This is a genomic window from Verrucomicrobiota bacterium, assembly GCA_034440155.1.
In the GTDB taxonomy this organism is placed as follows: Bacteria; Verrucomicrobiota; Verrucomicrobiia; order JAWXBN01; family JAWXBN01; genus JAWXBN01.
This window is the reverse complement of record JAWXBN010000018.1, coordinates 1-19,527: the sequence shown is the minus strand read 5'-3', so window position 1 is coordinate 19,527 and position 19,527 is coordinate 1. Positions and strand designations below refer to the sequence as shown.

The 19,527-nt window shown below is 46.8% G+C and carries 19 protein-coding genes; 11 read left to right on the top strand and 8 right to left on the bottom strand.

Translation table 11 applies throughout. The annotated features are described in order from the left end of the window. Window positions 1-82: 82 nt before the first annotated feature. Together SGI98_01930 and SGI98_01925 are read right to left on the bottom strand one after the other, a co-directional pair. On the bottom strand, window positions 83-586 hold the full coding sequence (locus SGI98_01930; GenBank protein MDZ4742161.1) for an RNA pyrophosphohydrolase: 504 nt from the start codon (window positions 584-586) through the stop codon (window positions 83-85). Window positions 587-592: 6 nt separating this feature from the next. Next, on the bottom strand, window positions 593-1,501 hold the full coding sequence (locus tag SGI98_01925; GenBank protein MDZ4742160.1) for a cation diffusion facilitator family transporter: 909 nt from the start codon (window positions 1,499-1,501) through the stop codon (window positions 593-595). 152 nt (window positions 1,502-1,653) lie between these two features. Between SGI98_01925 and SGI98_01920 the strand changes: the two genes are divergently transcribed. The 6 genes from SGI98_01920 (at window position 1,654) to SGI98_01895 (ending at window position 8,078) form a co-directional block, all read left to right on the top strand. After that, window positions 1,654-2,778 carry a uroporphyrinogen decarboxylase family protein gene (locus SGI98_01920; protein MDZ4742159.1) on the top strand — a complete coding sequence of 375 codons (1,125 nt, stop codon included), beginning with the start codon at window positions 1,654-1,656 and terminating at the stop codon, window positions 2,776-2,778. Between the two features lie 47 nt (window positions 2,779-2,825). Further along, window positions 2,826-3,800, top strand: coding sequence for a UDP-glucose 4-epimerase GalE (galE, locus tag SGI98_01915; protein ID MDZ4742158.1), 975 nt, complete (start codon window positions 2,826-2,828; stop codon window positions 3,798-3,800). A 96-nt stretch (window positions 3,801-3,896) separates the two neighbouring features. Then, a complete protein-coding gene (locus SGI98_01910; GenBank protein ID MDZ4742157.1) occupies window positions 3,897-4,373 on the top strand; it encodes a cyclic nucleotide-binding domain-containing protein in 477 nt (158 codons plus the stop codon). Further along, complete coding sequence (locus SGI98_01905) at window positions 4,370-5,509, top strand: AI-2E family transporter (GenBank protein ID MDZ4742156.1); 1,140 nt, start codon at window positions 4,370-4,372, stop codon at window positions 5,507-5,509. Before SGI98_01910 ends, SGI98_01905 begins: the two co-directional genes overlap by 4 nt. A gap of 17 nt (window positions 5,510-5,526) precedes the next feature. Then, complete coding sequence (locus SGI98_01900; GenBank protein ID MDZ4742155.1) at window positions 5,527-7,704, top strand: carboxy terminal-processing peptidase; 2,178 nt, start codon at window positions 5,527-5,529, stop codon at window positions 7,702-7,704. A gap of 11 nt (window positions 7,705-7,715) precedes the next feature. Beyond that, window positions 7,716-8,078 (top strand): hypothetical protein, encoded by a 363-nt coding sequence (locus tag SGI98_01895; GenBank protein MDZ4742154.1) that lies wholly within the window; start codon window positions 7,716-7,718, stop codon window positions 8,076-8,078. 137 nt (window positions 8,079-8,215) lie between these two features. Here the strand turns inward: SGI98_01895 and SGI98_01890 are convergent, their stop codons facing one another. The 3 genes from SGI98_01890 to SGI98_01880 form a co-directional block, all read right to left on the bottom strand. Further along, window positions 8,216-9,292, bottom strand: a complete 1,077-nt coding sequence (locus SGI98_01890) for a type IV pilus twitching motility protein PilT (GenBank protein MDZ4742153.1) — start codon at window positions 9,290-9,292, stop codon at window positions 8,216-8,218. After that, window positions 9,292-10,680: a type IV pilus twitching motility protein PilT gene (locus SGI98_01885; protein ID MDZ4742152.1), complete on the bottom strand. Its 1,389-nt coding sequence runs from the start codon at window positions 10,678-10,680 to the stop codon at window positions 9,292-9,294. Before SGI98_01885 ends, SGI98_01890 begins: the two co-directional genes overlap by 1 nt. Before the next feature lie 92 nt (window positions 10,681-10,772). Beyond that, window positions 10,773-13,112, bottom strand: coding sequence for a glycoside hydrolase family 31 protein (locus tag SGI98_01880; GenBank protein ID MDZ4742151.1), 2,340 nt, complete (start codon window positions 13,110-13,112; stop codon window positions 10,773-10,775). 172 nt (window positions 13,113-13,284) lie between these two features. Between SGI98_01880 and SGI98_01875 the strand changes: the two genes are divergently transcribed. Genes SGI98_01875 through SGI98_01860 form a run of 4 tightly spaced genes read left to right on the top strand, consistent with a single transcriptional unit; the run spans window position 13,285 to window position 16,778 of the window. Then, window positions 13,285-14,403 carry an ABC transporter permease gene (locus tag SGI98_01875; protein MDZ4742150.1) on the top strand — a complete coding sequence of 373 codons (1,119 nt, stop codon included), beginning with the start codon at window positions 13,285-13,287 and terminating at the stop codon, window positions 14,401-14,403. A 5-nt stretch (window positions 14,404-14,408) separates the two neighbouring features. Beyond that, the gene (locus SGI98_01870) at window positions 14,409-15,197 is read left to right on the top strand and encodes an ATP-binding cassette domain-containing protein (GenBank protein ID MDZ4742149.1); all 789 of its coding nucleotides are present in this window, start codon (window positions 14,409-14,411) and stop codon (window positions 15,195-15,197) included. Continuing rightward, complete coding sequence (locus SGI98_01865) at window positions 15,194-16,015, top strand: MlaD family protein (protein ID MDZ4742148.1); 822 nt, start codon at window positions 15,194-15,196, stop codon at window positions 16,013-16,015. Before SGI98_01870 ends, SGI98_01865 begins: the two co-directional genes overlap by 4 nt. A gap of 1 nt (window position 16,016) precedes the next feature. Then, window positions 16,017-16,778, top strand: a complete 762-nt coding sequence (locus SGI98_01860) for a hypothetical protein (protein MDZ4742147.1) — start codon at window positions 16,017-16,019, stop codon at window positions 16,776-16,778. Here the strand turns inward: SGI98_01860 and SGI98_01855 are convergent. Further along, complete coding sequence (locus SGI98_01855) at window positions 16,762-17,271, bottom strand: hypothetical protein (GenBank protein ID MDZ4742146.1); 510 nt, start codon at window positions 17,269-17,271, stop codon at window positions 16,762-16,764. The genes SGI98_01860 and SGI98_01855 overlap by 17 nt on opposite strands. A gap of 146 nt (window positions 17,272-17,417) precedes the next feature. On the opposite strand from SGI98_01855, the gene SGI98_01850 reads away from it, so the two are divergent. Next, window positions 17,418-17,927, top strand: a complete 510-nt coding sequence (locus tag SGI98_01850) for a hypothetical protein (protein ID MDZ4742145.1) — start codon at window positions 17,418-17,420, stop codon at window positions 17,925-17,927. A gap of 12 nt (window positions 17,928-17,939) precedes the next feature. Here the strand turns inward: SGI98_01850 and panB are convergent, their stop codons facing one another. Together panB and SGI98_01840 are read right to left on the bottom strand one after the other, a co-directional pair. Beyond that, window positions 17,940-18,710, bottom strand: a complete 771-nt coding sequence (gene panB / locus SGI98_01845; protein ID MDZ4742144.1) for a 3-methyl-2-oxobutanoate hydroxymethyltransferase — start codon at window positions 18,708-18,710, stop codon at window positions 17,940-17,942. 157 nt (window positions 18,711-18,867) lie between these two features. Continuing rightward, on the bottom strand, window positions 18,868-19,527 hold a 660-nt coding region (locus SGI98_01840), incomplete at its 5' end, for a GDP-mannose 4,6-dehydratase (protein MDZ4742143.1).

The window sequence follows — 19,527 nt, the reverse complement described above, 5'->3', positions numbered from 1 at the left end:
GAACAGCATTTCTATTAAGATAAAAAAAAGAATGAGCGAATGGGGTATTGGTTTATGAGTAAGGAACATTTTTTTATCGGGTTTAAAGTAAATCGATATTAAAAAACTCTTTGATGACATCGAGATAAATCGGTTGGCGTGGTTTATAAACATCCTTGATGGGTAATTCGCCGGGGGTGATCCATTTCCAATCACAAAATTCACGGTGTTTTCCATTTGTGAGTGAGATCTCATCGTCATTCCCATAGAATTCAATCAGGAAATACAGTTGGCTTTGTCCGATTGTTTTTTTGAAAGGGGATTTACCTGCAAAACTATAACTGTGGATATTCCGGCTTTTTTTAAGGATTCGAGCACTATAAATGCCGGTTTCCTCACTTACCTCACGCATGATGGCTTCTTCTTCAGTTTCTCCTTTGTCGACACCGCCTTGGGGGAATTGCCAACTCGACGGATAGTCCAGACGGGCAGCAATCAGGATTTTACCTTTTGAATTCAGGATAACGGCAGCAACATTCTTACGAAAAGACCCGTCGTGATGGTTTTCCGTGTTTTTACCTTTGTGATGGTCTTCTTCGAGTGGCATATTTTTTTAAAATAACTCGACTGGTTGGTGGCCTGGGCGGAATGGCTCCACATGGACGAGAACGGAGGTGACTCCGTCGAGTTGCTTGACTAAATTACGTTGGACCAGGTGTCCGATGTCATGGCTTTCGATTACGGGCATTTCGGGGGCGACCTCCAAATGGAGATCGATTTGATAGGTGACCCCTGATTTGCGTACCCGGATTTTCTCGACGGCCAAGACCCCTTTTTCGGTGGAGGCAATCGCCCGGATTCTCTCAATGAGCACGGGGGAGGCTTGTTCATCCATGAGTTCCCCGGCTGTGGAAATAAAAGTCTTCACGCCGATAAAGGCGATGATCAACCCGATCAAAATCGCGGCGACAGGATCGATCCAGGCAAATTGCTGGCCCCAGTACATTGCAGCCCCGATGGCGGCGACTGTGGCTAATGAGGAGATCGCATCGGAACGGTGGTGCCAAGCCTCGGCCATGAGGGATGAACTATTGATCCTGCGGGCCAGGCGGGCTTTGTATTGGTACAGGGCTTCTTTGGCAATAATGGATACAACCGCGATCCAAAGGGCGATGAAGGACGGAACTGAGTAGTCCTTGGAAATAATCTGGTGAATCCCACTCCAGATAATCATGATGGACACAATCATTAATGTCATGGCGACAAGTACAGAGCCGAGACTTTCAGCTTTACCGTGGCCATAAGGATGATTGGGGTCAGCCGGGCGTTGGGCGATTTTGAGAGCCACGAGCAGGACAAGGGAGGAGCCAATGTCCGAGAGGGATTCTAACCCGTCAGCGATCAAAGCTGAACTGTGACCGATGACTCCGCCGGTGAGTTTTAATACGGAGATCAATAAATTTACAAGAATCCCCACCCAAGTGGCAAAAAAGGCTTGTTTGTAGGATGTGGTAATGGACATACGGTTCGGAGAAAATAACGGACACGGTGGCCTGATACAATGCCAAAAAATGAAAAAAAAGTGTAAAAAAGTCCTGATTATTCACGGTTTTTTGCATTTAAATGACGATTCTATCCATTCTTATTTGGACATAACAAGATACGATTATACGTATGACACCCACTCAGGAATCGGCAAAAAAACAAACGATAGGTACTCTAACCAATCGCGAGCGGATTATTAAAACGCTCCTGTGTGAACCCACGGATAAACCGCCTTTTGTCTGGTGGTTAGGCTGGGCCCCATGGGGAGATACTACGAGGCGCTGGAAGGAAGAATCCGGAATTCAGGATTTTGATATGGCTCGGTATTTCGGGATATCAGATGGTTGGCAGGAAGCACCCATGGATATGGGAGCATGGCCGCATTTTGGATATGAAGAGATCAGCCGTGATGAGGAACATGTCGTGTCCATTGATTGGCGTGGGATTAAAATGCGTAACCGCATTGACGGACATTCCATGCCGGAATTTCTTGATTACCCGATTAAAAGTAAGGAGGACTGGGATAAGTATAAGGCTGAAAGGCTCAAGGGACCCATTATAGACCGACTCGCGCGGATGGCGGAATTTGTCCAGAGGATGAAAACCACGGATGCACCTGTCCAGTTGGGGCATTTTCCATGGGGTGTCTTTGGAACAGTGCGTGATTTAATCGGGGTCGAGCAATTCATGTACACCCTCGGGGATGATCCTGAGTGGATTGAAGATATTATGACGACGCTGACGGATTTGTGGCTGGAAATTTATCAGGATGCGATAAAAATGGTCAAAGTCGACATGATCCATATCTGGGAGGATATGGCCGGAAAAAATGGTTCATTGATCTCGGGGCGGATGATGGAACGATTCATGATGCCGCATTACGACCGGATACACGAGTTTGCCAAAGCCAACGACATTCCAGTTATTTGTGTGGATTCTGACGGGAAGGTGGACATGATTGTCGATGTGGTCACCAAACACGGGGTAAATGCCTTTTTCCCGTTTGAAGCGCAAGCGGGGAGTGACGTCGAGGAGTACGGGATAAAATATCCGAAACTCGGGTTGATCGGGGGACTGGACAAAAATGCCCTCACAAAGGACAAAGCCGCGATGAATAAAGAAATCGATAAAGCAGTCCGCCTCTTTGCCCGTGGAGGATATCTGGCGGGGTTCGATCACTTGATCCCGCCCAATGTGCCTTGGGTGAATATCAAATACTTCATGGAAACATTAAAAAAAGAAATGGGAGCCTGACGCAAATTGCTTGGCAAAAGGGCCGCATTTCTGTGGAATAACCGCCTATGAAAGTATTCGTCACTGGCGGGGCCGGTTATATCGGCAGTATCTGTGTGGAACAAATGCTCAATGAAGGGCTCGAAGTAGCCGTTTTTGACAATCTCTCTGAGGGCCATCGCGCGGCGGTGGATCCCCGGGCGAAATTTTATGAGGGTGACTTTGGTGTCATGGAGCAAATTGCGGGGGCCATGAATGAATACAAGCCGAAGGCCGTCATGCATTTTGCTGCCAATGCCCTCGTTGGCGAATCGATGACTAATCCCGCAAAGTATTTCCGCAATAATGTCGGCAACGCGGTAAACCTCCTCGAAGCGGCCGTAAATGCCGGGGTCAAGAAATTCGTCTTTTCCTCGACCTGTGCGACTTACGGGGTGCCGGAACGGATGCCCATGGACGAGACCCTGCCTCAAAGACCCATTAACCCTTATGGCGAGTCGAAGCTGATGTTCGAGAAGGTCTTGGCATGGTTCGATAAATTACATGGCATGAAACATGTGAACTTGCGTTATTTTAATGCGGCGGGGGCGAGCGAAAAATATGGGGAAGACCACAAGATCGAGACCCATTTAATCCCGAATGTGCTGAGGGTAGCCCTAGGCCAGAAAGATCATGTCGAAGTCTTCGGGAATGATTATGAGACCCCAGACGGGACTTGTATCCGAGATTATATCCATATCGTGGATCTATATCAGGCCCACCGTTTGGCCTTGGATTACCCTGAGAGTGATTGTTTTAACCTTGGGACGGAGAAGGGGAGCAGTGTCAAAGAAGTCATTCAGACCTGCGAAAAGGTTTCCGACAAAAAGATTAAAGTCATTGAAAGCCCTCGCAGGGCCGGAGATCCCCCCCGCCTGGTCGCCAGTGCCCTCAAAGCCCGTGAAAAACTGGGATGGAAACCAAAGTTTGACAATTTGGATGCGATTATCGGGAGTGCTTGGAAATGGCACGTAAAAAATCCGAATGGGTATTCGAAACCCTAATTTCGACTTTTTACGTAAAAATAGAATATAACCAATCTTAAGTCTTTTCTAAAAAGAGGCTTTTCATTTTCTGACTGCCTGTTAAATCCTTCAGGTATGTTTTCGCGTTTTCGCAGAGTCAGGGTTCTTTACCGCATCATGAAAAATTGTCCTGTTTTTCAGGATCTCACTTTTCTTGAGTGGCGTCGCTTGGAGATGATCGCCCATGAAAGAAACTATAAATCCAAAGAAATTATTTTTGAACAAGGTGATGAGGGGCTAGGCCTCTATGTGGTGATCGAAGGTAAAGTACAGTTAGCATTTGAAGACCACGGGGTTGTCCGTGAAATCGACAAGCTCATTCCCGGGGATACATTCGGAGAAATGACTCTGATTGACGGGCGTGACCGTTTGGCACAGGCAGTGGCTTTGGAGCAGACAAAATTACTAGTACTATTCCGCCCGGATGTCTTGAGCCTAATCAGGACAGCACCACGTGTTGCGGCTAAAGTTTATTCACGGCTTGCCGAGCTCGCAGCAGCCCGGCTTAGGTCTACTCTTGAACAATTTAAGAAAATGCAGCGTTCCCCATGAAGTTTGACGCAGTATCACCGTTGGTTCACTGGTTTTGGGTCATTGTGGCAATGATTCTTTTTTTCTTTTCCCTGAATTACGTGGCGTGGCTCGTTGTGCCATTAGTGATCGCTATCGTGGTCAATGTTGTCCTCACCCCATTGGTTGATTGGTTGGAAGGTTGGGGGATGCCCCGGATTGCAGCCGTGATTGTGCCTTTTGTCATTTTGGGTCTTATCATCCTTGCTGCATTACCGATGTTATTTAGTATTATGGGCACTGAAGATATTCAAAAGGTGTTAGGTCAATACGTTAACCGCACCAATGACTTGGTCTATAATTTCCTGGATAAAGCCGATGACCGTTTTGTCTTTTTGGAAAAGTATAAATTATCGGAAAGTTATAAGAACTTGTTTGATAATTTTATCGATAAACATCTCCCTAATATTTTTGTGAATGCCCTTCTCGGGGCTTTTAAACTTTTCCCTTTTTTCATTCTGGCACCCTTTTTGGCGTTTTTCATCCTTTTGGACGGGCGTGAATTCAAGCGGCATATTTTAAAGGGGGTTCCCAACCGCCTTTTTGAGCAATCACTGAAGGTTTTTCACCGGTTTGGAGAGCAAGTCACGCGGTTTTTACGCGGGCTTTTTATGGAGTCATTTTTTGTAGGTCTCATGGCATCAATCGGCCTTTATTTGTTAGGAGTGCCAAATTACCTTTTGCTGGGATTACTCACCGGTTCACTCAATGTCGTTCCCTATCTTGGACCAGCGACAGCGGGTATTCTGGCTTTTATCGTTTCGACGATGAATATCAATGAATCAGCTATATTGATCAGTCTATTCCATTTTTCACCGCAACTTGTTCCCCTTTTAGTGGTTATTCTTTATGTGTTAGTGAGGATTGTTGACGATGTATTGATTATCCCTTCGGTCATGGGGGAGACTTTGGATATGCATCCAGTTGTTGTTGTAGTGGCCTTGTTTTCCGGTGGTGAAATTGCTGGGGTACTCGGATTACTTTTAGCCCTTCCTGTTGTCGGGGTAGTCCATGTTACGCTCAAACTTTTGGTTCCCATGCTGAGGATACGCCTAACGCGGGAAGGAAAGCTCGCCTCCGAAAATTATTGGGAAGCCGATGGGGCACAGAAAGATTAGGATATTATTTAAAATTCATGAAATTCACTCACTCACTCAAAATTATCGCAGTATTAACGGTTCTTTTACCATCTTTGGCTTTTTCCGAGGATATATCGACAAACAAAACGGATAAATCCTTTGTATTTCACGAGCCAAAAACCGTGTCTCGGGAGATCAAGACAGAATCATTTATCGTTACAAAACTCCTCGAAGAAAATCATTTCGCAAAAAAACCGATTACTGATGCCATCGCTCGTGAAACCCTATTAAACTATCTTAAAGCATTAGATGGTGCCCATTTGATTTTCCTCCAGTCGGATGTCGATGAAATACTGAAGATGGCTCCGGCTGTCCGTAATGGACTTTTGAAACAGGATTTGAGTCTTCCTTTTCAGATTTTTGAAAGGTTCCAAAAACGGGTGGATGAACGTCTGGTTCTGGTCAATGAGATCATGAAAGAGAAATTCAAGTTTGATGGGGACGACACGATTGTCCTTGATCGTGAAAAAGCTGCTTGGCCTAAGACCGAAGAGGAAGCACGAGACCTTTGGAAACGGTATATTAAATTCCAGGTCCTCCAGGAAAAACTCAATAAAGAGCCTTTGAATAAAGCCTTAGATATTGTCAAACGCCGGATCGACCGTCAGCTTAAGAGTGTCAATGAGATGGACGCGAGTGAGATAGTCACGACCTACTTAAATGCCTTGGTGAAAAATTATGATCCGCATAGTGAGTACCAGTCGCCGGATGCCTTTAATGAGTTTAAAATCAGTATGAAACTCTCCCTCACCGGGATCGGAGCGGTCCTGAGTACGGAGGATGGTTATACGAAAATCATCTCCCTTTCAACAGGGGGGCCTGCCGACCGCGACGGACGATTAAAACCCGGTGATAAAATTATAGGGGTGGCTCAAGCTGATCTGGAATTTGTCGATTGTATCGATATGAAACTCAAAAAAGTCGTGTCCATGATCCGAGGACCCAAAGGAACAAAAGTCCGTTTGCGTATTATCCCGGCTGACGCGACTGATCCGGCTCAAAGGAAAATTATCGAGCTTATCCGGGATGAGATCAAGATTGAGGCCCAAGAAGCAAAGGCGAAATTGATCCAATGGACAGCGCAGGATGGGAAAGTCCATAAATTTGGAGTTTTGGATTTACCCATGTTCTACTCCGATCCTGATGATAAAGGTGAAAACGGTAAAAGTCTGACCAAGGATACACGGAAATTACTGGATGAACTCAATAAGCAAGGGGTAGAAGGGGTCATTGTGGATCTCCGCCGTAATGGGGGAGGGGATCTTAAAGAAGCCATTAAACTCACAGGCCTTTTTGTGACAAATGGGCCTGTTGTACAGGTCAAGGACGAGAAGGGAAATATCGAGGTGTTTGAGGATACCGATAAAAATGTCCAATATTCAGGCCCCCTTATCGTCCTGACAAGCCACGGGAGTGCTTCAGCCTCGGAGATTTTTGCCGCAGCTTTACAAGATTATAACCGGGCATTGATGGTGGGTGAAAAAAGCACCTTTGGTAAAGGCACGGTCCAAGCATTGATCGAGCTGAAACGTTTTTATCAAACCAATGATTCCGGGGCGATGAAAATGACCGTCCAGAAATTCTACCGGATTGCCGGTGGCTCGACCCAGCTCAAAGGGGTTATTCCCGATGTTCAATTACCCAGTCTTTTTGATGTCCTGGATATTGCCGAGAAATCCCTCGATAGTCCCTTACCTTATGACGAGATTCCTTCCACGAAGTTCAGTAATTATAATAATATGAATCCCGGGATTACCGATCAACTCAGTAAAAAGTCATTGGCAAGAATTGAAAAAAATCCAGATTATAAATACATCCTTGAAGATATCAAAATCCAGGAATCCCGTCCCAAAGATCGTCCAATCTCTCTCAATGAAAAGACCCGCATGGATGAGAAAAACGCTGATAAGGCGAGGATTGAAGCCCGTAAGAAAGAAAGGTTAGCCCGCAAGACGATGAATGTGAAGGTCCTTCAAATGACTGTGGATAAACCTGTGCCCCATGAGATTCCACCGGAAGAAATCGCTAAGAAGAAAAAGGAACGTGAAGCGGCTAGAGATAAGAATGGTGAGGATGATCCCTTTGAAGATATGCCCGAGATCGATCCTGCTTTGGATGAAAGTTATAATATCCTCTTTGATTACATTCAAACCACCCAAAAGAACGAGGCTTGAAATCAAAACCTATGACATTCCGACACATCTGTTTCTTACTCGTATTAATCCTAACAGGATGCTCTGGCTCAGTTCAGGAAAAACAGTTTATTCAAAAAGTCGGTGAAGAGCAGCTTAAGCAAGCGGCCCAAGCCATTTGTGTGATGGACACTCATGAGATTCCTTTGGATAAACTTCCCCAAGACCTCTCGGATAAGGGGCTTTTAAAGGTCCTCAACGCCGAAACGGGTGTGTATTTTGTTTTACAAGAAGATGATAAGAATTATTTTGGGGTGTATGTCCGCACGGAAGAGAATACTTCTCCCGATGAATGGGGTGGAGTATCATTCAAAGAGATTAGTCAGGGATTATACCGTTTTAAAAAGATAAAATGAGTAAACGCTCAGGTATGCGGCCCTGAGATGAAGGTGTGATTTAATGACAAGGGCTGGACTGGTAAATTACGGGGGATTTGGTAGTGGATGGATCTGCTTACACTGGGGTTTATGGGGAAAAGAAAATATTTTAATTTTCACGCGCCGATGGGCTGGTCTTTGGGCAGAAAGTTCTCGAAGCGGGTTTTATCAATGGATTTCATGTAGGCTTCTACAGGGGAGACTTTCCCTTCCATGAGGCGTTGGGCGATACAATCATCCATGAGTTGCATTCCTTCACCGGACCCACCCCCGATGACATCCCCGAGTTTTTGTGTTTTCCCTTCACGGATAATCGCGCTCACGGCAAGGTTACAGAAAAGGATTTCATTCACTGCCAAGCGCCCGGGCTTATCAATGCGCTTCATCAAGAGCTGGGCCACTACACCTCGCAGGGAGGAGGAGAGCATGGTACGTACTTGGGGTTGTTGATTTGCAGGGAAGACATCAATAATACGGTCGATGGTTTTTTGGGCGTTATTTGTATGGAGTGTGCCAAAGACCAGCATGCCCGTTTCCGCAGCGGTGAGGGCGAGGGCGATCGTCTCCAAGTCACGCATTTCACCGACAAGAATGACATCGGCATCTTCGCGCAGAGCGGCTTTTAATCCACTTTTAAAGGATTTTGTGTCGACATGGACTTCCCGCTGGGTAATGACACTTTGTTTGTTTCGATGGACGAATTCTATCGGTTCCTCAATCGTCACAATATGTTTGGACATGGTGGTATTAATATAATCGATCAAGGCCGCAAGTGTAGTGGATTTCCCGCTACCGGTAGGACCAGTGACGAGGACTATCCCAGAGCGTAATTGACCAAACTCTTTAATGACCTGCGGCATGCCCAGCTGCTCCAAAGTCAGGATTTTTGTCGGGATAATACGAAAAACGGCTCCGGCTCCTGAGACTTGTTTGTAGAAATTTGCCCGGAAACGGTTGTTTTCATCCATTTGATAAGCAAAGTCCAAGTCCCCACATTGCATGAATTTGTCCCAACGTTCGGCCCCTGAGATTTCGCTGAGCATAGCATAGATGAGTTCACGGGTCATAATCTCATCGGAGATGGGTTCGATTTCCCCGTGGACACGGGCCAAGGGGGGTTTTCCCTCATGGAGGTGTAAGTCTGAGGAACCTTTTTCGATCATGAGTTTAAAAACGCGGTCGATTTTTGACATTAGATGGGCTCCTTTACAGCTTCAGGGAGGTATTCTTTAAACATGTCCTTTTGGTCAGCACGCGCATAGGCTTCTTCAGCGCTGATTAACTCGTCAAGGAGGAGTTGTTTGAGTGCGTCGTCCATTGTGCGGCACCCAGCTTTTTTCCCGGTTTGCATGACCCCAGGGAGCATGAATGTTTTTCCTTCACGGATCAGGGAGGCGCAAGCCATCGTATTAATGAGGATTTCCAAAGCTAACACACGCCCGGAACCATCGATGCGGGGGATGAGTTGCTGAGAGACGATCCCGCGCAGGGAACCGGCCACCATTGTGCGGATCTGGGCTTGTTGTTCGACAGGGAAGGCATCCAAGACACGGTCGAGGGTACGCCCGGCGCTACTGGTATGGAGTGTGCCAAAGACTAAGTGCCCGGTTTCGCCAGCGGTGATCGCCAGTGAGATCGTCTCGAGGTCACGCATCTCACCCACCATGATCACATCCGGATCTTCACGCAGGGCACCGCGCAAGGCGGCGGAAAATGATTCTGTATGGGTATGGACCTCGCGCTGGCTGATGTGACAGCCGCTGGGTTCAAAGACATATTCGATCGGGTCTTCTAGGGTGATAATATGGTCATGCCTCTGGCGGTTGACCTCTTCTATAAATGCGGCCATTGTCGTGGATTTTCCACTCCCTGCGGGGCCAGTGATCAGGACAAGCCCGTTTTGGAATTTTGTCAGGATTTTTAGGTGTTCGGGAATCCCGAGCTCATCCATGGTCCGTACTTTGGAATTAATCAGGCGGAAAACAGCATCATAACCCAAACGTTGTTTGACGATACTCGACCGGAAACGCCCGGTGCCTTCAATATCATAAGAAAAATCAATCTCGCCCGAGTCCAAGAGTTGTTTTTTTTGCACCTCAGAAATCATGTCGAATATTTTTGCCTCGGTTTGTTCTGGTTCTAATGGCTTAGAATCGGGGAAAATGGGCTGTAACTTGCCGTGCAATCGCATTAAGGGTGGGGAAGATACTCCGAAATGGAAATCCGATGCATCCATCTGTTTGGCTACTTTCAAATAGTCATTCAAAAAGGGGAGAAGCCCGTCATCACCCAGAGCGACCTCCCTTTCAGGTTCTTGAACCTGTTCCTGAGGAGTGGATCCTCCTGTTTGGACGGGTTCTGTGTCTACTTGCTCTGTTTCCTCCTCTTCGTCAGGGGAGGAAGGAGAGTCGATCCATGCAATTTGTTCTGGAGTGAGGACTCCTTGCTCCACCAGTGTGGCCAAAGGATCAGAAACTTGGTTTTCGGTGAGCCATGCGGCCCAAGCCTGAGAATCATCGGTCGTAAGCCAGCCCTCTTCTACCGCAGTATCTAGATAGGTTTGATAATTGCTTTCTGACACTCTAATTTTTTAAACAACTACAAAACTGAATGCACGAAAAAAATGATGATTAATTCTTGTGTTGGATAAGTATATTTAAATTGCAGTAATTTTTACTCCACCCGGATTTTATGTTTTCCGCCGAGGACCTTGATTTTGATGGGGCAATTTGCTTTGGGGATTTTGATCGTATGTTTACCTTTGAGGCAGGTGTAGGTCGCAGTGACGAACCGGTCATCAATGGAGAGGGTGGTCGTCTTTTTACCGTCTTGGGACAGGGGAGCGACAATGAGTTCGAGTTGATCGACCGTTTTTTCATTCACATACTGGAGGACAGGGCCGAGAGCGATGACTGCGCCTTCGCGGACAAAAAGGGGAATACGGTCCAGCGGGGCTTTGACATTGATCCATTGTTTGCCTTCCCACACCTTTCCTGTCCACCAGTCGTACCACCGGCCTTCAGGCAGGTAAACCGTGCGTTGGGCGGATTCATCAAAAATCGGAGCGACGAGCAAATTGCTCCCGAAAAGGTATTCGTCATCGATATGGCGGGTGACTGGGTCATTTTGGAATTCCAGAACGAGGGCACGGGCCATGGGCAAGGAAGATTTCACACATTCTTGTGCCTGGCCGTAGATGTAGGGGAGCAGGCGGTAACGGAGATGGAGGAATTTCTTGGCAATCGCCCGAGCTTTTGGCGGGAGATTATAGGGTTCACGCATACCAAACCCGTGGATGCGCATGTGGGAGAGGAATACAGCCATTTGTAACCAGCGCAGGAAAAGAACACCACCCATTTCTCCGATAAATCCGCCGGTATCCTGACTCCAAAAGGCGAAACCGGACATCCCGAAGGAGAGTCCTCCCGCAAGTTGCGCAGGCATATTTGCGAAATTCGCACTATTATCCCCGCCCCAGTAAAGGGGGTAGCGTTGGTTGCCGGCCCAAGCGGAGCGACCCCAGACGAGGCCTTCGCCACGGGTTTGCTGTGTGGCTTCGAAAGCGGCTTTATTATAGAGCAGGGGATAAAGGTTATGCATCTGGTGGGCCGGGGTGCCGTCGTAATAAGTGACACCTTCCGCGGGGGCGGCTTCACCAAAATCGGTTTTGATGACTGAGGCCCCTATTTTGAAAAGACGGATGAGTTCACCCTTATAAATCTCCACGGCTTTGGGATGAGTAAAATCAATGACTCCGACGCGGCCTTTGAATCCGGGCGTGAAACACAGGCCGAGATTGAAGATTTCGCCTCCAGTGGTTTTGACAAATCCATCCACAGCCGCCAAACGGTCGAAAAGGTCATTATGCTCAGGGATATAGGGAAGCTGCCACAAGGAGATATTGATACCGAGGGCTTTCATCTGCGCAAAATAACCGGCCAGATCGGGGAAACGATCCTTACTAAACTGGAGATCGCAATACCAGTCGCGCTCGAACCAGTAGGTGTCAAGGTGGATGACATCGCAGGGGAATTTATGTTTACGCAAATTGCGCGCGATCTCGAGGGTTTCTTCAGCCCCAGAATAACTGATCTTACTCTGCCAATAACCGAAACTCCATTTTGGGGGCAGACAGCCTTTTCCCGTAATCGTCGTATAATCTGAGAGGATTTTTTTCAGGGAACCCGTAAAAATCGTGTAATCGAGGAAGTCATCCTCTATGGCGGCTTGGATATTTACGGTGGAGCGGCTTCCGACCCAGAATGTCATGCGGCTGGAGTGGTTAAAATAAACCCCATAACCTTTTGTGCTGGCGTAAAAGGGGATATTCTTATAGCTGCGCGGGGTAATGACCCCGAGGGCATCGGTCATATCGAGATCGATGGTTTGCCCGACTTTATTCAGGTGGATGAATTTCTCACCAAAGCCGTAGATGGCTTCATCATGGGCGAGGTCGAAACATTCGACGCCGATCGGGCTTTTGCTCTCGAGACTATGGCACAGGCCGGTATTGATGGCGTCCCAGTTACAGAAAAAGTTCTTTTCTTCCCCACCGATACCCGTCAGCAATTTGCCCTTGCGGTCAAAGATTTCGATCCGGAAGGGTTCGAGCATGACCTTCACGCAAATTGTTTTGGTCGTCAGAGTGATACCATTTTTTTTCTTTCCGCCGGATTCGTCTTTGAATTCCGCAAAAGCGACTTTCCCGGCGGGGGGGAGTGCCCCCACGACCATAGGGGTTTTGTTTTCAGGAACGGTATTGCCTTCGCTATACCGCACGCGGACAGCATCATCAGAGATGAGTTCGATTTTTAAAGAACCTTTGATTTGATCGCCCAAACCGGTCATGTGACGATGTTTATTAATGTCACCATCGGCACTATAAATATGTTTTTTAGTGGAGCAAATTGCTCGGGTCTGCAGGATCAATCCATGGGGGATTTTCTGGACAAGGGTGGCTGTCGTGACGGATGAACGGGTAATATTAAGTGAATCAAGGGCTCGTGTATTCATATAGGTAGGCGTGATCCATTTTGTTTAGCCCTGATTTCGGGAAGCATCAATCAATTCTTTTTACTTAAAGAGATGTATTTAGGACAAAAGAATTCTGGATTAAATTGTTTAATTACCAGGGGATATTTGCTTACGTCACGGACGCAAACTAACTGTACCAACCATATTCACCGTGCCAGAGATCAAAATCCAGAAGGAAAATGAAAAGAACTTGCGGATTACTTTGTCCGGAAGGCTCGATATTTCTGCTGCCGAAGCCCTTTGGTCACAAAGTGCTAAAGGTCTTCGTTCTCAGAGTGAAGGGGCAGTTATTGTGGATCTCTCTGCGGTAGATTATTTGGATGTGTCTGGAACCGCGTGTCTGGTTCAGATCGAGCATTTATGTAAGGAAAAGAACCTGAAATTTTCCGTGGAAGGAATGAATCCTGACTTTGAATCGATTTATAAACGTTTCACGGGGGATAACTTTCTTTTTACGACACCGGATAATAGGAATAAACTCTCCATCACACAGGATGTCGGCAAAGCGGCCATCCTTATTTATAATGATTTGTGTGATTACGTTCGTTTTTTCGGTGAGTTATCAGTCGTCATGGTAAAGTCCTTCTCTACTCCCCACCGGATCCGGTGGCATGATACGATGGTGACTTTTGAAAAGGCAGGGGTTAATGCCCTTGCCGTTGTCGCCCTTATTAGTTTTCTGGTCGGTTTGATCATTTCTTTTCAAGCGGCTATCCCCATGAAACAATTTGGGGTGGAGATATTTGTTGTGGATCTCTTGACGATAGCCGTTCTCAGGGAATTAGGTGCCTTTATGACGGCCTTGGTGCTCGCGGGCCGTAGTGGTTCCGCTTTTGCCGCCGAGATTGGCACCATGAAAGTGAATGAAGAAGTCAGTGCCTTAGTTACAATGGGCGTTGATCCTATCCGTTTTCTGGTGGTTTCACGGATGATCGCGGGCATTGTATTGATGCCATTCCTGACCATGTTCGCTAATGTCGTGGCCATTGCCGGCGGACTCGTGGTGATGCTGCTGCAGGGGTTCACGGTTGACGCTTTTTTTAACCAGTTCAAACAGGCTTTTAATCCTTCGGACCTTTGGATAGGACTTTTTAAATCACTTTTTTTCGGGGGCATTGTCGCGGGCGCGGGTTGTTATCAGGGGCTCAAGACACTCTCCGGGCCTACGGCTGTGGGTGATTCAACGACCAAAGCCGTGGTGAGCAGTATCGTCATCATCGTTACGGTGGACGGGATATTCTCCATCATGTTTTACTTTTTGGGGATATAATCGCCATGAGTAATCAATCCGGAATAAAAAAGAAGATCAGCGATGAAACGATTATCGATGTGAAAAAGATGGTCGCGGGATATGACGGTAATGTGATCCTGAAGGATGTGACATTCTCGGTGAAAAAAGGCGAGGTCTTCGTCATTCTCGGTGGATCAGGATGCGGAAAGACTACACTCCTCAAAAATCTCATAGGGTTATATGAACCATTGAGCGGAGAGGTTTTGATCAAAAATAAAAATCTCTGGTCATTAAGTGGTGATGACCGGGGCAAATTGCTCAGGTCTTTCGGGGTCATGTACCAGAGTGGGGCTTTATTCGGAAGCATGACGATTGCGGAAAATGTCGGATTGCCACTCGAAGAATTCACAGATTTGGACCCGGCAGCCATTAAACTCATCTCCCGGATGAAACTCAAACTCGTCGGTCTCGATGAATATGCCGAATACTTGCCTTCCAGCATCAGTGGAGGTATGCAAAAACGGGCGGCCATTGCACGTGCCCTAGCCCTTGATGCCGATTTGATTTTCCTGGATGAACCCAGCGCTGGGCTGGACCCCGTGACGGCTGCAGGATTAGATAATTTAATCCTGACCTTGTCGGAGTCCTTGGGCATTACTTTCGTCGTGGTCACGCATGAACTGGCCAGCATTATGAAGATATCAGACCGGATTATCATGCTCGACAAAAGTGTAAAGTCGATTATTGCTGAGGGTGAACCGGGCCAACTGAAAGATCACCCTCCGAATGATATCGTGAGACATTTTTTTAACCGTGAAGAGGACAAAGAATGAGCCAATCTGCAAACTACTTTAAAATCGGGTTATTCGTGATTATCGCCGTAATCATGCTGATAATCCTTTTGATTTTAGCCGGTGCAGGTTTTTTTCAGCCGCCGGCAAGGTTGATCGAGACATATATCGATGGATCAGTGCAGGGGTTAACCGTGGGTGCCCCGGTCAAATTCCGCGGAGTCATTATCGGGAAAGTCTCCGACATCACATTTAGTACGTCTGTTTACGAGGATAATGTCCCCGCCATGGATCGTAAAAACTATGTGATCGTCCTGATGCGCGTCCAAAAGTCCGCCATGGAAGAGTTTGGCGATCCAAGGATACAAGCTAACTTTGACCAAGAGATCAAACGGGGATTACGGGTGAGGCAGCAAACCGCAGGATTAACAGGCGTATCAAGCATGGAAATCGATTATCTTGATCCGAAAACAAATAAGATGATCCCTTTTTCCTGGAAGCCCGATGAGTTTTATATCCCTTCCGCGCCCAGTGATATCTCCCGTCTTTTGAAGGCGGCTGAAGAAGTCTTTAAGAAACTCGAACGCATCGATGTGGACGCTGTGGTCGTCCAGGCCACAAACCTCTTGGTGGAGCTTAATCAAAGCACTGCGATGCTGGGATCGACGATTAATACGGTCGATAGCATGCTCTCCAGCGGCCAGGTCAATATCCAGGTCTCCCTGGAAAATGTCCGTGCCATAACTGATAATGTCAGGGATTTATCGGAAACACTTAAACGCGACCCGTCCCAGATCATATTCAGTTCCCCGCCGCCCCCGGCCAGTGCTGTGAACCCTCCAAAAAAGAAGAAAAAATAATATGAAAAAGATTTTTCTCTTGGTCATTACACTTTTTACCGGCCTCGTCTTGATGGGGGGATGTGGATTTTCCCGGCAGGCAGCGATAAACCGTGAATACTATATGCTTGATGTCGTCAAATTCACGAATGAATCGGCTACACCTAAAAAAGCCGTATTCCCGAGCGTCGTCATAATGGTGCAACCACTCGGAATGACGGTCGCCTATGATAAAAAAAGTTTCGTATACAGGACGGGTGAATACACCTATGAGAGCGATTTTTACCGTTCTTTCCAAGAGGCTCCTGTCATCCTGATCGAGGAGCAGACCTACCAGTGGATCCAGACAAAAAAACTTTTTGGCCAAGTCATCCGTCCGGGGACTTTGGTAAAGCCAAATTTCATGATTTACGGGTATGTCTATCAGATGTACGGGGATTATTCTGTCCCGGGGGATTTTAAAGCTGTTTTATCCGTGGGGTATAAGATTTTAGGACATTCAAAGAATCTTTATGACAATGTGGTATTAGAAAAGATTTACACTCAAAAGGTCCCCCTGAAAGACCGTGATATCCAGACATTGATCGATTCTTATAATACCGCACTCAAAAATGTCCTGCTGCAATTAACCGCCGATATCAAGAAAACAGACTTTGTCAGTTACGAGCAATCAACCATTCCCGCAGGAACTATCGGGACAAATAGTGTTCCAGCATCATTACTCCCCTCACATACAAGTGAGACAGCCGATGAGTCATTACAGCAGGCTACTGGGAATAAGTAACAGAATTAATGATTTGATGGCTTGTGGAGTAATCATCAGGTGAGAATTTCTCATCCTTACTGACAGAAAATACAATGATCCGGTCATTGGGGAGTTTGACAAAATGAAGCTCTGACTCGTCTTGTCCGTCCATAAATCCGATTTTGTAAGCAGGATAACCTGACTGCTTTGTTTTATAATCCTCTTTTTTTGTCGTGACGAATTTTTGTCCGACCTTGGTCTGTTCTTTGAGGCTGTCTTCAGCAAATTGTTTTGGAGCGAGCTCTGTCGGCGGGGTCTCGGCCACATTGATGGAAATGCCACCCATGCCTTTGAGGACTGTGCCCATTTCAGATTTTTCGAGATTCCAATCTTCAGGATAAGAAAAGGAGTACTGGTTATTAGAATAGATTTTGGAGCTCGTCTGGGCATCAAGCGGGGGAGACATGAATGCTAAAAAAACTGATAAACATAAAGAAAAAAGAGTGAAACGCGGGAGAAAAAGGTCTTTCATAAGTTAAGTGACAGTTTGAAACACTTATTCCGGGAGTCAAGATGCATTCCGGTTAATTTTAAGGTTTGATACACACATGCGCATTTTGGTTTAAAGAAAATATTGTAAGGACGAGCATTTTTTATTATACAAAGATAATGAAGGTCTTGTCACACCTCATACTTCTTGCCTTGCTTTGCTTGGTATTGCCCATAATCCTTGCCTCAACCTTAGAACTTCCTGAAAATATTGCCATTCACTTTAATCTTTACGGGCAGGCAACGGGTAATTATGCGACATCTTATGAGTTTAAGGTTTTGTTTTTGTCCTCGGTTATTGGGATCAATTTTATTATTTTTCTGGCCTTTTACTCCGTCAGGTTTCTCCCGGTCAGTGCGGTGAATTTACCAAACCGTGAATACTGGCTAGCACCTGAACGGAAGAATCAAACAATGATGAACCTCTATGAAAGCGGTCTCTGGATGACTGTGGCACTGAATCTCTGGCTCAGTTTGATTTATATGTTATTAGCTGATGCCAATGCCCAAAGCCCTCCCTGTCTGGATAATTTTATCACGATCGTGGGGATGGTTTTTTTTATGGGAGCCCTGCTTTATATTACCAAGCGTTTTTATCAGATGCACAAGGTGGTTCCGGAACAAAATACTGCCGACTAATAGTACTCCAGCTTATTTGTCGAAAGTCCCGCGCCATTTGGCCACTGCATCTTTGATGTCCTCAGAAACAACCGCCTCGGCTTTGGCGAATTTCGGCCTGAACCACGGGAACAATCCGATTAAATCGTGGGTAACGAGAATTTGCCCGTCGCAATTTGCTCCGGCCCCGATGCCGATCACCGGTGTACGGACCGATTCCGTGATCAATTGGCTCACGGGTGGTGTGACAAGCTCCAGTACGATGGCCGCGGCACCGCTGTCATTGAGGAATTTGGCATCGTCGAGTAATTTTCGGGCTTGCTCGTCGGTTTTGCCTTTGATCTTGTATCCGCCTTCCGCCACGACTTGTTGAGGGAGCATGCCTAAGTGTCCGATAAACGGGATTCTTTCCTTTTGTAGGGCAGCAATTTGCATCGATATCTCATGCCCGCCTTCGATTTTTACAGCTTCCGCTCCTGCCTCCATCAGAGCAAGGGCATTATCGATAGTCTGTTCAGCGGATTCATACGCTTGATATGGTAGATCGGCGACGAGCAGGGCTTTCGGTTTTGCCCGTGCGGCAGCCCTCGTGTGGTGGATCATGTGTCCCATGGTCACATGTGTAGTATCCGGGAATCCCAGTACGACCATCCCGAGAGAGTCTCCCACCAAGATCAAATCTACCCCCGATTCATCGAGTAATTTGCATATCGGATAATCATAAGCGGTCAGTGCAACGATTTGTTTGTGCCTAGTTTTGTAGCTTTTAAGTATCTCAGGCGTGATTTTTTCTCTCTCGGACATACCTCCATTTCTAAACAATTTGCCCACGCTGCCAATAGGAATTTTCACCGGAATACGCAAAAGGAATACGACGATGGGTCAGGGGAAAGAGCTCAAACTTGCGCAAAATATCCATTCAAAGGATACATCTGAGGACGCAAATCTGAACTAGGTCTTGTCAACCGTTCTGTTCTAGGAACCATTCCACAAAGCGGGCGATACCTTCTTCGATCAGGACTTGGGGTTCATACCCCAGCATGTCTTTGGCTTTGGAGACATCGGCGAAGGTAATGGGGACATCACCGGGTTGCTCGGGGAGGTATTCGATTTTGGCGACCTTTCCGAGGTTGCGTTCGATCAACCCGATCAGGTCGAGCAAGGGGGTAGGGTGGCTATTGCCGAGATTAAAGATTTCATAACCAACGGGTTTATAAAGTGCGGCGCAGATGCCCTCGACGATATCGGTCACAAAGGTGTAATCACGTTTGGTCGAGCCATCACCAAATTGCTGGATTGGGCGGCCTTCATTGATGAATTTTGTGAATTTATGAATGGCTAGATCCGGTCTCTGGCGGGGACCGTAAACAGTAAAAAAGCGGAGGCAGGGGATATCAATGCCGTAAAGGTGATGGTAAACGTGGCAGAGGGCTTCCCCGGCGAGCTTCGTCGCGGCATAGGGCGAGATGGCGTTAAAAATCGGGTCCGATTCACTGAATGGGACCTTGGCATTGATCCCGTAAACCGAGGAGGACGAACCAAAGACGAATTTCTTAATCCCTTGGTGGCGGGCGATCTCAAGGAGGCGCAGGGTGCCTTGGATATTCACTTCGTTATAAAG